General features: G+C 71.9%; 13 protein-coding genes. 3 read left to right on the plus strand and 10 right to left on the minus strand.

What is annotated here, in order from left to right:
* Positions 1 to 25 precede the first annotated feature (25 nt).
* From ACWC91_RS01170 to ACWC91_RS01185, 4 genes are all read right to left on the minus strand, one after another.
* Positions 26 to 781: an AIM24 family protein gene (locus ACWC91_RS01170; RefSeq protein WP_225075478.1), complete on the minus strand. Its 756-nt coding sequence runs from the start codon at positions 779 to 781 to the stop codon at positions 26 to 28.
* Between the two features lie 17 nt (positions 782 to 798).
* Positions 799 to 1,479, minus strand: coding sequence for an AIM24 family protein (locus tag ACWC91_RS01175; RefSeq protein ID WP_450643900.1), 681 nt, complete (start codon positions 1,477 to 1,479; stop codon positions 799 to 801).
* 11 nt (positions 1,480 to 1,490) lie between these two features.
* A complete protein-coding gene (locus tag ACWC91_RS01180) occupies positions 1,491 to 3,197 on the minus strand; it encodes a TerD family protein (protein WP_450725744.1) in 1,707 nt (568 codons plus the stop codon).
* Between the two features lie 135 nt (positions 3,198 to 3,332).
* Positions 3,333 to 3,929: a M48 metallopeptidase family protein gene (locus ACWC91_RS01185; protein WP_450644861.1), complete on the minus strand. Its 597-nt coding sequence runs from the start codon at positions 3,927 to 3,929 to the stop codon at positions 3,333 to 3,335.
* Between the two features lie 344 nt (positions 3,930 to 4,273).
* On the opposite strand from ACWC91_RS01185, the gene ACWC91_RS01190 reads away from it, so the two are divergent.
* Together ACWC91_RS01190 and ACWC91_RS01195 are read left to right on the plus strand one after the other, a co-directional pair.
* The gene (locus tag ACWC91_RS01190; RefSeq protein ID WP_225075477.1) at positions 4,274 to 5,488 is read left to right on the plus strand and encodes a TOMM precursor leader peptide-binding protein; all 1,215 of its coding nucleotides are present in this window, start codon (positions 4,274 to 4,276) and stop codon (positions 5,486 to 5,488) included.
* A complete protein-coding gene (locus tag ACWC91_RS01195) occupies positions 5,481 to 6,860 on the plus strand; it encodes an ABC1 kinase family protein (RefSeq protein ID WP_450644863.1) in 1,380 nt (459 codons plus the stop codon). Before ACWC91_RS01190 ends, ACWC91_RS01195 begins: the two co-directional genes overlap by 8 nt.
* A gap of 13 nt (positions 6,861 to 6,873) precedes the next feature.
* Here the strand turns inward: ACWC91_RS01195 and ACWC91_RS01200 are convergent, their stop codons facing one another.
* From ACWC91_RS01200 to ACWC91_RS01220, 5 genes are all read right to left on the minus strand, one after another.
* The gene (locus ACWC91_RS01200) at positions 6,874 to 7,143 is read right to left on the minus strand and encodes a hypothetical protein (protein ID WP_281155703.1); all 270 of its coding nucleotides are present in this window, start codon (positions 7,141 to 7,143) and stop codon (positions 6,874 to 6,876) included.
* A gap of 146 nt (positions 7,144 to 7,289) precedes the next feature.
* Positions 7,290 to 7,613 carry a hypothetical protein gene (locus tag ACWC91_RS01205; protein ID WP_225075475.1) on the minus strand — a complete coding sequence of 108 codons (324 nt, stop codon included), beginning with the start codon at positions 7,611 to 7,613 and terminating at the stop codon, positions 7,290 to 7,292.
* The gene (locus tag ACWC91_RS01210) at positions 7,610 to 7,996 is read right to left on the minus strand and encodes a WhiB family transcriptional regulator (protein WP_401778228.1); all 387 of its coding nucleotides are present in this window, start codon (positions 7,994 to 7,996) and stop codon (positions 7,610 to 7,612) included. The genes ACWC91_RS01205 and ACWC91_RS01210 overlap by 4 nt, the downstream gene beginning before the upstream one ends.
* 185 nt (positions 7,997 to 8,181) lie before the next feature.
* Positions 8,182 to 8,502, minus strand: a complete 321-nt coding sequence (locus tag ACWC91_RS01215; RefSeq protein WP_450642988.1) for a hypothetical protein — start codon at positions 8,500 to 8,502, stop codon at positions 8,182 to 8,184.
* Positions 8,503 to 8,688: 186 nt separating this feature from the next.
* On the minus strand, positions 8,689 to 10,896 hold the full coding sequence (locus ACWC91_RS01220) for an ATP-dependent DNA helicase UvrD2 (protein ID WP_450642986.1): 2,208 nt from the start codon (positions 10,894 to 10,896) through the stop codon (positions 8,689 to 8,691).
* A gap of 216 nt (positions 10,897 to 11,112) precedes the next feature.
* On the opposite strand from ACWC91_RS01220, the gene ACWC91_RS01225 reads away from it, so the two are divergent.
* Complete coding sequence (locus tag ACWC91_RS01225) at positions 11,113 to 11,355, plus strand: mycoredoxin (RefSeq protein ID WP_225075472.1); 243 nt, start codon at positions 11,113 to 11,115, stop codon at positions 11,353 to 11,355.
* Between the two features lie 80 nt (positions 11,356 to 11,435).
* Here ACWC91_RS01225 and nudC read toward each other — a convergent pair whose 3' ends face one another.
* On the minus strand, positions 11,436 to 12,380 hold the full coding sequence (gene nudC, locus ACWC91_RS01230; RefSeq protein WP_225075471.1) for an NAD(+) diphosphatase: 945 nt from the start codon (positions 12,378 to 12,380) through the stop codon (positions 11,436 to 11,438).
* Positions 12,381 to 12,426: the final 46 nt, after the last annotated feature.

Here is a 12,426-nt window from a genome sequence, read left to right on the forward strand (position 1 = left end):
GGTCGCCCCTGCCCGTGGCCTCGACTCAGCCCCAGACGTTCCCCTGGTTCTGTCCCCGCGCCCCCTGCTGCCCCATGCCGAACTGTGCTGCGAGGCCCTGCCCGATCACCGCGTTCTGCGGCGGCAGCAGCTCGCTGGGCTGGACGAGCGCGTAGCCGCTGCCCATGAAGCTGAGCTCCCAGCCCTCGCCGGTGTTGCCGCGGCGCCGCCACACGCCGGTGGAGTGCGTCTGGGCCTGCATCTGTACGCGCAGCCCGGTGGACCAGGCGACGATCGCGTCGGCGTCGCAGTTGACGTACTTGTCCGGCGTCACCTGCATCAGCAGCGGCGCGCCGGAGGTCATCAGGGCGACCCTGCCGTGGCCTGTGATGTTCAGCTGGTACTTCCCCGAGCCGGAGATGCCGTACATGCTGTCGACGGCGACGGCCTCGTGGTACAGCGAGGAGTCCATCGCCAGCACATAGCTGCTGTCGACGGTCAGGCCGTCCTGTTCGACGTCCATGATGTGCACGTACTGGGCGAGGTTGGCGAGGTAGACCGTGCCCTGTCCGTGGCAGCGCATCAGGTCCAGGCCCTCGCCTGTGTACGCGCGCGTGCGTGCCTGGCTGCCGGTCTGGTACTCGGCGTCGAACTCGATCATGCCCTGGTAGGCGACCATCGTGCCCTTGCGGGCGAGGACGTCGTCGTGGCCCTCCAGGGTGACGCGCAGCATCTGCTTGTTCTGCAGGCTCCAGCGCTCCTGCGTCTGGGCGTCGTTGAAGGCGAAAAGCGGGCTCTGCATGGTCTCCTGTCTCCCCTTCAGCCGCGCATCCGCAGGCGGTCGGTGCTGTCCTCGCTGGGCTGTACGACGACGATGCCCTGACCGGAGAAGGCCATCTGGTAGGCCTCTCCGCTGCCCCGGCCGATCAGGGACTGCGCCCGGAAGCTGCGCTTGCCCTTGACCTTCAGGTTCGGCGACCAGGCGACGAGCGCGTCCGGGTCGACGTAGGTCTCGTTCTCGCCCTCGCCGCAGTCGACGACGATCGGCTCGCCCCGGGAGGTCAGCGCCACCCAGCCCTGTCCGGAGATCCTGGTGTTCCACAAGCCCTGCCCGGCGAACTTCGCCAGCCCCTTGACCCGCTCGACGCCCCAGGTCAGGCCGGCGTCGAAGGCCAGCAGGTTGGTGGCGTTGACGGAGATCGCGTCACCGCCGAGGTTGATGACGACGACGTTGGCTCCGTAGTCGGCGAGGTAGAGCAGTCCGTCGCCGGTGCACTTCATCAGGGGGGCGCCCTCGCCGGTGACCCAGTCGCGCGCGATCTGGCGCACGGCCGACGGGCTGGGCTCGTACTGGATGAAGCCTTCGTAGGCGACCATCGACCCCACGCGCGCGAAGAGGTCGTTCCCGGTCTGCATGGCGACCTTCAGCATGTGGCTGCCGTGGTTCTCCATGCGGGCGGTGACGGGTGCGGGGGTGTAACCCGCGAGCGGCTGGTTCATGACGGGCTCCCTCAGACCTCGTAGGGCTGGACGACGACGAAGTTGCCGGGGGCGGCTCGGAACTGGAGGTTGACGCCCTCTCCGGTGTCGCCCGGGTAGGCGTTGCGGCGCATCCGCACCTGGCTGGAGACGATCACCTGGGCTGCGGCCGACCAGGCGACCACGGCGTTGGAGTCGACGAACGTCGTCGGCGTCACGGGCAGGACGACCGGTGTGCCGTGCGTCTTGACGACGATCGTGCCGGTGCCCTGGAACTGCATCGTGAACAGGGCGCCGCCGGGGATGCCGTGTCCCTCGACGCGGCGGACCTCGTACTCCAGGCTCTCGTCGAAGGCGAGCACGTTCTCGGCGGAGACGCAGATCGCGTCGCCCTGGAGCTCGACGGGATGCAGGTGGGTGGAGTTCTCGGCGAAGAACACCTGGCCCTGGCCGGTGCAGCGCATCAGCTGCATCTCCTGGCCCGTGACGTTGCCCGTGATCCGGCCCGCGAAGCCGGCGCCCTTGTAGGTGAAGTCGACCTTGCCCTGGTAGAGCACCATGCTGCCCTGCCGGGCCAGCACGGGCCGGCCCCCCTCCGTGCCGAGGTCGGCGCGGATCAGCTTGCTGTTCTGCAGGGTCCAGCGCCGGCCGGTGGGCGCCTCCTTGTACAGGTTCAGCGCGGCGGACACCCCGGCGGCCTGGGGAGCGGCCTGCGGCGCCGCGTACTGGCCGGCGACCTGGCCGAACGGCGGCTGGTGACCGTAGCCGGGAGGCGGGGGCGGCGCCTGGTACCGGGCGGGCGGCGGGGGCGGGGTCCGACCGTGCGCCTGGCCGTACGGCGGCTGCCCGTGGGGCGCGGGCGCCGGGGCGGGCGGCGGGACCGGACCGCCGGGCGGGGTCAGGGGGGCGATGATGGTCGGCGCCGCGTGCACCGAGGGCGCGGGACCCGGCGCCGGGGGCGGGGGCGGTGGGGTGGCTCCCGGGGGCGGTGTGAAGCCGTGCGCGGCGGGTTGCGGCGCGGGGGCGGCCGGGGGTGGAGCAGGTGCGGCCGGGGGTGGAGCAGGTGCGGCCGGCGCGGGAGCGGCGGGAACCGGTGCGGCCGGCCCGGAGGGAACGGCGAATTCCGGGGGCGCGGTGGTCTGGGCCGGCGGGGCGAAGGCCGGAGCGGCACCGGGCTGCGGGTCCTGGCCCGCGGCGGGGTCCTCCTCCTCTTCCAGGACCTCGCCGCCGAAGTTCTTCAGCAGCGCCTCGAGGCCCCCGTCGAAGCCCTGGCCGACAGCCGCGAACCGCCACACGTCCTTGAGGTAGAAGTCGCCCAGCATCACGGCCCGTTCGGTGGAGAACTCCGAGCCGTCGAACGCGTACCGGGCCACCTCCTCCCCGCCCGCCACGATGCGCAGGTATCCGGAGTCGATCTGCGACATCTGCCCGGCACCGTCGATGGCGGCCGTGAACGACAGCTTCCGGATGTGCGGCGGGATCTTCTCCAGCGTGACCCGGAAGGACTCCGTGTCGCCTGCCTGGGCACCCAGCAGCTGGATGGCCTCCTCGGGGGACTGCGGCTGGTTGAAGAAGACGAAGTACCGGTCGTCCGAGAGGCGTTCGTCGGCGTCCAGCCCGAAGCAGCTGATGTCGACGGTCAGTCCGGGTGCCGAGATCTGCACGCCTACGTACAGATCCGTCCCCGCGGTCAGGTCACTGATCCTGGCCTTGTGGCCGCGCTGGAATTCCCTGGGCATGCGTAACGACCGTCCCCCGTCCCGAGTGCGAGTGCGTCGCGCCAGGCTAACGGCAAACTCCGACACCGGACGAAGTCGGTACAGACCCGGTACACAAACACAGTCCGGCGGTACCGGACGCCCCCGGCGGCCCGGTCACTCGTCGCGCGTCCCCGGCGGATGCGGCAGCCGCGCGGCCGCGGCCACCCCCTCCAGATAGCCCCGGGCCCGCTCGGTGCGCGGGTACGCCTCCAGCAGCCGCCAGAAGTCGGGGCCGTGTCCGGGGACCAGCAGATGGGCCAGCTCGTGCAGCAGTACGTAGTCGACGACGTACTCGGGCATCCCCTGAAGACGGTGGGAGAGACGGATGCTGCCCTCCGCCGGGGTGCACGAGCCCCGGCGCGTGTTCTGGTTGGTGACCCAGCGGACCGAGGCGGGCCGGGCACGGCCGTCGAAGTACTGGGCGGACAGCCGCTCGGCGCGTTCGGCCAGCTCCGTGTCGCCGAGCGTCCGCCGGCTCTCCTGGGCGGCCAGCTTGTCGAGCATGACGGTCACCCAGCGCCGCTCCTCCGCCTCGGACATCCGGGCGGGGATGAGCACGACGGTGCGACCGCCCTCGCGGTACGCGGAGACCGTCCGGCGGCGCCGGGCGCTCCTGCGGACCTCGATCTCGCTCGCCGCCGCGCCCTCCGGGGGCCGGCTCGTCTTGCCGCGCTGTGGCGTTCCGGCACGGTTCAGTGGGTCGGCGGACACGCCCCGACGTTACCGGGTGCGAGGACGAGAAGTCCCGGGTGCGGAGCGGTTCCGTGCGGATCCTCCACCGAGGGTCCGATTCGTACGACGAGTACCCACCGCCTGTGGACAACTTCCGGCACCCGCTGTCCGGGCCCGGCATGCTGGCCGTCGTGACAGTCGTCGGCGGCGGCTCGGACCGGCTCACCCCGGCGCACGAGGACGTTTTCGATGCCTTTCCTTCGCTTCCTTCGCTTCCTTCGTTCCCTTCGCTTCGTTCGCTTCGTTCGCTTCGTTCGTTTCCTTCGCTTTCGTTCGCTTCGTTCTTTTCGATGCTTCTCCTTCTACGGGCTACGGGGGCTCGCATGCATCCGATGGTGAAACCCGCGCTTCGGCGCGGCTGGCGTGATCTCGGCACCGTGCAGTTCGGGATGACTCCCGCGCACGCGATGACACTGGGCCCGCTGGACACCGCGACGGGCAGTTTCCTGGACCTGCTCAACGGCACGCGCGGACTGCCGCTGCTGCGGGAGGAGGCGCGCCGCATGGATCTGCCCGACGGCCATGCCGACCGTCTGATGGAGCGGCTGGCCCGGGCCGGGCTCCTGGACGACGCCCGGGGCGGCGGCGCGGCGGCCGACACGCTGCGGGAGCGGAAGGAGGCCATGGACCGGCTGGGGCCCGATCTCGCCTCCCTCTCCCTGATCACCCGCGAACCGGGCGAGGCGATGGAACGCCTCGCCGCCCGAGGTGAGACGCGCGTGCAGGTCCAAGGCGCGGGCCGGGTGGGCGCCGCCCTGGCCGCACTGCTGTCCGGGGCGGGAGTCGGGGAGGTGGACGTGCGGGACGGCGGCTGCGTGGAGCCGGGGGACGTCGCCCCGGGCGGACTGTCCGCCGAGGCCGTCGGCGAGCGCCGGGACACCGCGGCGCGGCGGGCCGTGCGAGCGGCGGCCCCGGACCGTCCGGCCCGCCGCACCCCCCGGACGCAGCCCGAGCGGGAGGAGCGGGGATTCACCCTGGTGGTCCTCGCCCCGCGGGACGACATCGCCGTGCACGCGCCCGACCCGTCCGCGGCCGCCGCCCTGATCGAGTCCGGCACCCCTCATCTGTACGCCGGGGTGGTGGAGGGCACGGGCGTCGTGGGCCCGCTCGTCCTGCCCGGCGAGACCGGCTGCGCCGGCTGCCTGCACCGGGACCGCACGGACCGGGACGGGACGTGGCCGCGCCTGGTGGCGCAGTGGCGCTCGGGCGGGCCACGTCACGTACGTCCGTGTGATCTGTCTCTCGCCGCGACCGTGGCCGCCCTGTCGGCCGCGCACGCACTCGCCTTCCTGGACGGGGAGTCGCCCTCCAGCACGGGCGCCCGCTGGGAGGTTTCACTGCCCGGACTGAACTGGCGCGCGCGACCGGTGTGGCCGCATCCGTCCTGTCCGTGCGGCGCGGCCGGGAAAACCGAGAGGGAGCGGGCCTCAGAGAACGGGGAGCCACGCGCGACAATGGCTGAGCAACGGCCGTCATCGACGCCCTGCCGTCGGGCAGACGCGGCGCGGCTTGCTGGGACTTGGAGGGCGCATGTCTGATCTTCCCCGGAAGGCGGTCACCCGGACCGCCAAGCTCGCCGCGCTCCCGCTCGGTTTCGCCGGGAGAGCGACCTGGGGACTCGGCAAACGGATCGTGGGCGAGTCAGCCGATCTCGTCGGCCGTGAGCTGCAGCAACGCACGGCCGACCAGTTGTTCAAGGTGCTCGGCGAGCTCAAGGGCGGGGCGATGAAGTTCGGGCAGGCGCTGTCCGTCTTCGAGTCGGCGCTCCCCGAGGAGGTCGCCGGCCCCTACCGGGTCGCGCTGACCAAGCTCCAGGAGGCGGCGCCGCCGATGCCGACGCGCACGGTGCACTCCGTGCTGGAGGAGCGGCTCGGCGCGCACTGGCGCGAGCTGTTCGAGGAGTTCGAGGACAAGCCGTCCGCGGCGGCCTCGATCGGGCAGGTGCACCGGGCGGTGTGGCACGACGGCCGCGAGGTCGCGGTCAAGGTGCAGTACCCCGGCGCCGGTGACGCCCTCGTATCCGATCTGACCCAGTTGAGCCGGTTCGCCCGCCTGCTGGGGCCGCTGGTTCCCGGCGTGGACATCAAGCCCCTGATCGCCGAGCTCAAGGACCGCGTCTCCGAGGAGCTGGACTACGGACTGGAGGCGCAGGCCCAGCAGGCGCACGCCGAGGAGTTCGCCGACGACCCGGACGTCGTCGTCCCGGCGGTCGTCCACCAGCGCGAGCAGGTCCTGGTCACCGAGTGGATGGACGGCGTTCCGCTGTCCGAGGTGATCGCGGACGGCACCCAGGCCCAGCGTGACCGGGCCGGCCAGCTGCTGGCCCGCTTCCTGTTCTCCGGCCCGGCCCGCACCGGCCTGCTGCACGCCGACCCGCACCCCGGCAACTTCCGTCTTCTGCCCGGCGGACCGGACGGCGAGGACGACTGGCGCCTGGGCGTCCTGGACTTCGGCACCGTCGACCGCCTTCCGGGCGGCCTGCCTGCGCCCATCGGCTCAGCCCTGGGCATGGCGCTCGACGGAGAGGCGGAAGCGGTCTACGAGATGCTCTCCGCGGAGGGCTTCGTGAAGGAGTCCATCGAGCTGGACCCGGACGCCGTCCTCGACTACCTCCTGCCGATCATCGAACCGGCACAGGTGGAGGAGTTCGCCTTCACCCGCGGCTGGATGCGCAGCCAGGCGGCCCGGATCGCCGATCCCCGCTCCCCCGCCTACCAACTGGGCAAGCAGCTCAATCTGCCCCCGTCGTACCTGCTCATCCACCGGGTCACGCTCAGCACCATCGGTGTGCTGTGCCAGCTGGGGGCCACGGTGCGGCTGCGGGAGGAGCTGGAGGAGTGGCTGCCGGGTTTCGCCGCCCGTCCGGAGGGCGAGGAGCCGGACGACGAGCAGTCGGCCGTCGAGGCGTGAACGCGCGGGGGGACTACCACCAGGCGGAGTCCAGGCGCCCCTCGATCGAGCGGAGGTTCTCGCGGGAGCAGGCGTCGCAGAAGTAGCACCGCGCACCGTTCTCCACCGAGCAGGTCCACGTGGGCGGCAGGCCCTCGGCCGGGGTGCCGCAGCGCGCGCACACCAGGGCGGGACATTGCGCGCTCCCGCCGTCGTGGTCCGTACCGTCACGGTCGGTGCCGTGGTGCGCCGTGCCCGCGTGGGCCGCGCTCGCGTGGTTCGTGCCTCCGGGAAGACTCGTCACCCCGCGACCATACCGCCGGGCCGCTGATCGGCGGGAACAACGCACCGCGGGGGCCGGTCCGTTCGAACGGACCGGCCCCCGCGGGGAGAGTTCCGGCCTCCCGGACCGGGAGGTCACCGCCAAGCGGTGTGGAACGGCGTTGTCGGTCAGTGCATCACTGCCATGGCGAGCGCGCGGCGGGCGCGCAGCGAGGCACGCTCGGCGCGGCGCTGCATCCGGCGGGCGGCCGCCATGCGTACGGCCTGGCGTTCCCTCTCCGCCTCGTGCAGCCGCTCGCGCATATGCGCACGAGCCAGCGCTTCTGGGATGAGTTGCATCTCTCGGTTCCTGTTCTGACGCGATTCGTTCGCGCCGGTGGTGGTGACGTCTTCGGTCGCGGAGCCTGCGGGCTCGCTGGCGGACGGCTTCATCGGGGCCTGCTTCTGGGGGTCGTGCGTGAGGGGGCGGTCGATCGTTCCTGCGGTGTTCATGCCGTGACCGGGTTCTTCCGCGGGCGGCCACGCGGCCGCTTCCGGGCGACGACGACACCTTGGACGAACAGCTCGCCGCCCCAGACGCCCCAGGGCTCACGCCGCTCCTTGGCGCCGGCGAGGCAGGCCTCGATCAGCGGGCAGGTGCGGCAGAGGGACTTGGCGTACTCCACGTCCGCCGGCGACTCGGCGAAGAAGACCTCCGGGTCGTAGGAGCGGCACGGGACGGGCACGCCGAGGTTCTCGATGGCGTCGTCGAGCGCGGTGAGCGCGGTGAGCGGCGTGAGCGGGGTGAGCGGGGTCAAGGCGGGGTCCTCCGTGAGACCAGGCTTGGGGATCGTGTCGGAAGGCGGTACGGACGGGACGTGCGCTTCGAGTTGCACGGTTCGTCTTCCTCGTCTGTTCGGGTCGGCCGGTCGGCCGGGTGTCGGCCGGGTGTCGGCCGGCTACCGGGTTCTTGTCTTGTCCCGAGGCCCCTTCGCTCCGCTGTCCCCGTTCGGGGAAAACAGAAGGGCCGCGGATCCCGGATGGGGTTCCGCGGCCCTGAAGGCGCCGGCCTGATCGGCGATCAGGCTGGATCACTCCAGGGTTCTGGCCCACGGAAGGCCCACGTCAGGTGGTGCTGCTTCGTCTGCTCCCGGTTGCCGGCACCGGCCGCCTGAACGGCATAGGCCTGCACCTTTGCCGCTACTGCTTCCAGTGCCTCGGTCGGTCGCTCGTCACGCTCACGGACGGGAAGACCCGCGAGGGACATAAAGGACTCCGGACGCGCGGCAGCAATGCCGGACAGACCGGTGCCCTGGTTGAAGGCGCCGAGCATGCACAGGGAGACGACCGAGCGATCGGTCATTTTGGCGGTGCTGATGGAGCTGGTCTTGATAGTGATCACTGGGCTCGCCTCCTCTCGGCGTCTGGGGGACTGGGGTGAGCCAGTCCGTACGGATATGCAAGTAGAACACGGAATCAGGGCCTCAGGAAGGCCACCGTTCCCGTGACCAAGAACCTATGGGGACGGACGGCGGGTGCGCAAACTATTTTTTCGACGAGTTCCCATCAGTCCCCGGTCCGTCCTCGGTCAGTCCTCGGTCGCTTCTCCCGCGGGCTCCCGGCCTGCGCAGATGGCGAGAACATCCGATCCGTACCGGCGGAGCTTGCGCATCCCCACTCCGGGGATGCGCGCCAGTTCCCGCTCGTCGTCCGGGACGGTCTCGGCGATCGCCATCAAGGTCTTGTCGGTGAAGACGCAGAAGGCGGGCTGCCCGCTGCGCCCCGCCTGGCCCGCCCGCCACTCGCGCAGCCGCTCGTACAGGCCCTCGTCCATGTCGGAGGGGCAGCCGTCGCAGCGCATCAGCTTCATCTCGCCGGCGTCGGCGAGCGTGCGGCCGCAGACCCGGCACCGGGCCGGGGTGCGCTGGGTGCGCCGCGGGGCAGGTGCTCCCCGCGTCCCCACGGCCGCGGTGAAGCCGCGCTCGATGCCCCCGGAGCCGCCGGGCGCGGTACGGCCCGCCGTACCGGCCGAGCCGGGGCGCAGCCCGTCGAGGAAGCGGCTCGGGCGGCGGCTGGGACGGCCGCCGGGTGAGCGGGACAGCGACCAGGAGACGTGCAGCCGCTCGCGGGCGCGGGTGACGCCGACGTAGAGGAGCCGGCGCTCCTCCTCGATCTGTTCGTCGGTTCTGGCGTAGGTGATGGGGATCATGCCCTCGGCGACGCCGGCCAGGAAGACGACGTCCCACTCCAGGCCCTTGGCCGAGTGCAGGGAGGCGAGGGTGACGCCCTGGACCGTCGGGGCGTGCTGGGCGTTCGCCCGCTCGTCGAGTTCCGCCACGAGGTCGCCGAGCGTCGCGCCCTGCCGGACGGCGGCGAAGTCCTGTGCGAGGTTCACCAGGGCGGCCAGCGACTCCCAGCGTTCCCTGACCGCGCCGGAGCCGGCCGGCGGCTGCGGGGTCCAGCCCTCCCCCGACAGCACGGCACGCACCTGTGAGGGCAGGTCGACGGCGTCGTCGAGGAGGGAGTCGTTGCCGCCGAAGCGTGCGGCGGCCCGCAGGGCGACGCCGGCCTTGCGCACCTCGGGCCGGTCGAAGAAGCGCTCGGCGCCGCGCAGCTGATAGGGCACGCCGACGTCGGCGAGGGCCTGCTCGTAGGTCTCGGACTGGGCGTTCGTCCGGAACAGGACGGCGATCTCGCTCGCCGGGACGCCGGAGGCGATGAGGTCGTGGATGCGGTGGGCGGCCCCCTCGGCCTCGGCGGGCTCGTCGGTGTACTCGGTGTAGGCGGGCTCGGGGCCGGGGGCGCGCTGGGAGACCAGTTCCAGCCGGTGGTCGGCGGCCCGGCCCCGGGCCTGGGCGAGCAGTCCGTTGGCGAGGTGGACGACCTGCGGGGTGGAGCGGTAGTCGCGGACCAGCTTGACGACGGTGGCGCCGGGATGACGGGTGCGGAAGTCGAGCAGGTGGTCGGGGGTCGCTCCGGTGAAGGAGTAGATCGTCTGGCTGGCGTCGCCGACGACGCACAGGCTGTCGCGGTCGCCCAGCCACAGCTCCAGCAGTCGCTGCTGGAGCGGGGAGACGTCCTGGTACTCGTCCACCACGAAGTGCTGGTACTGGGCGCGGACCTGTTCGGCGACGTCGGCCCGGTCCTGGAGGACGGCGACCGTCAGCAGCAGGACGTCCTCGAAGTCGATGACCGAGCGGTCTCGCTTGAGGTCCTCGTACACCGAGTACAGCTGGGCGATCTCGGCCGGGTCGCGGGGGGCGGTGCGGCCGTCCTTCGCGGCCGCGAGGGCGTAGTCGGCAGGGACGGTCTGGGTGACCTTGGACCACTCGATCTCGGCGGTGACGTCCCGCAGCTCGCCCCGGTCCAGGCGGATGCGGCAGGCGGCGGCCGCGTCCGCGACGAGCTGGATCTTGCGATCGACGAGCCGGGGCATGGCGCCACCGATCGCTTTCGGCCAGAAGTACTGCAACTGCCGCAGGGCGGCGGAGTGGAAGGTGCGGGCCTGCACGCCGTGCGCGCCGAGCTGGCGCAGCCGGCCTCGCATCTCCCCCGCGGCACGGTTGGTGAAGGTGACGGCCAGCACGCTGGAGGGCTGGAGGACACCCGCGCGCACTCCGTAGGCGATGCGGTGGGTGATCGCCCGGGTCTTGCCCGTGCCGGCGCCCGCCAGGACGCACACCGGCCCGTGCAGAGACGTGGCCACCTCGCGCTGCTCGGGGTCCAGCCCGTCGAGCACCGCGTCGGCGGAGTCCGGGACCCGAGGGAAGAGCGGGGAGTGCGTTGCTGCTGTCACACAGCCATGCTGCCAGGTCGCCGTGGGACCCATGAGCCGGTTGTCCACAGGCAGCCCCCGCGGTCGTACTAATGCCGCGCGCTGACGCGACGCCGCGCGTCCTCGTGCCGCGCGTCACGCCCTGCCGGATACCCCCGGTGGGAATGCCGGAGCGATGGCGTACGTTCCTCCCCTGCGACCAATACGTCCCCGAGCCGCCGAAGGAGCGCGAGAGACATGCCGGGCACTGTGACGATGTACAGCACCACGTGGTGCGGCTACTGCCGCCGGCTGAAGAGCCAGATGGACCGCGAGGGCATCGCGTACACCGAGATCAACATCGAGCAGGACCCGGATTCCGCGGCCTTCGTCGAGAAGGCCAATGGCGGAAACCAGACGGTTCCCACCGTGCTCTTCGCAGACGGCTCGACCCTCACGAACCCGTCGCTGGCCCAGGTCAAGGAGAAGGTCGGCGCCTGATCACGGCGCGTCGCACCGCAGACGCCGAAGGCGGCCTCCCCGGCATCCCGGGAAGGCCGCCTTCTCGTCGTCCAGGGGCCTCAGACGGCGCTCCTCGTCGGCAGCGGCTTGCCGTACCAGAGCTCGATGAGCCGGGCCGCGATGGAGATGCCGTAGGGCGGCAGGACCTCGCCGGACTCGAAGGCCGCGCGCAGTTCCTCACGGGAGAACCAGCGGGCCTCGTGGATCTCGTCGCCGTCGACGGCGATCTCGGTCGAGATGGCGTGCGCCATGAAGCCCAGCATGAGGCTGGAGGGGAACGGCCAGGGCTGACTGGCGACGTACTCGACCTCGCCGACGGTGACGCCCACCTCCTCGTGGACCTCGCGGCGCACCGACTGCTCGATGGACTCCCCGGGCTCGACGAAGCCGGCGAGCGTGGAGAAGCGGCCCTCGGGCCAGTGCACCTGGCGGCCGAGCAGGATGCGGTCCTCCTCGTCGGTGACCGCCATGATCACGGCGGGGTCGGTGCGCGGGTAGTGCTCGGCGCCGCAGGCCGGGCAGCGGCGGATGTGTCCGGCCGCGGCGATCACGGTGCGCTCGCCGCAGCGGGAGCAGAAGCGGTGCAGCCGCTGCCAGTTCTCCAGGGCCACCGCGTGCGCCATCAAGCCGGCGTCCCGGGGTGACAGCAGCAGGCCGGCCTCGCGCAGGCCGGCCGGGCGGGCGGACTGGTCCATGCGGCCGGGCAGCGAGTCCTTCTGGAGGGCGAAGTAGCTGACGCCCTCCGCGTCCGTGCCGAGGAAGTAGCGGTGCGCCTCGGTGAGGGGCGCCTCGAAGGAGGGCGTCGTGACCAGTTCGGTCCGGCCGTCAGGTGTCTCGTCGATCAGGGCCTGACCGCCGGAGACCACGAAGCAGCGCGTCGAGGGGTGGCTCCACGCGGCGGCGAGCCAGGCCTCGTCGAGCCGGTGGTGGGCGGCCCGGTCGATGCCGCTGGGCGCGGTGAGCGAGATGGGTCGGTCGGCGGTGTGGTCGGTCCAGGTGGTCACGGGTGCTTCCAACTCCCCCGGTGCAACGGTTGTTTCGGCGGCGGTT

This window comes from Streptomyces sp. NPDC001204, assembly GCF_053598035.1.

Bases quoted from the DNA above. Each gene is read 5' to 3' on its own strand.
- ACWC91_RS01170 (WP_225075478.1), bottom strand. From the start codon at position 781: ATGCAGAGCCCGCTTTTCGCCTTCAACGACGCCCAGACGCAGGAGCGC.
- ACWC91_RS01175 (WP_450643900.1), bottom strand. From the start codon at position 1,479: ATGAACCAGCCGCTCGCGGGTTACACCCCCGCACCCGTCACCGCCCGC.
- ACWC91_RS01180 (WP_450725744.1), bottom strand. From the start codon at position 3,197: ATGCCCAGGGAATTCCAGCGCGGCCACAAGGCCAGGATCAGTGACCTG.
- ACWC91_RS01190 (WP_225075477.1), top strand. From the start codon at position 4,274: ATGCATCCGATGGTGAAACCCGCGCTTCGGCGCGGCTGGCGTGATCTC.
- ACWC91_RS01195 (WP_450644863.1), top strand. From the start codon at position 5,481: ATGTCTGATCTTCCCCGGAAGGCGGTCACCCGGACCGCCAAGCTCGCC.
- ACWC91_RS01205 (WP_225075475.1), bottom strand. From the start codon at position 7,613: ATGAACACCGCAGGAACGATCGACCGCCCCCTCACGCACGACCCCCAG.
- ACWC91_RS01225 (WP_225075472.1), top strand. From the start codon at position 11,113: ATGCCGGGCACTGTGACGATGTACAGCACCACGTGGTGCGGCTACTGC.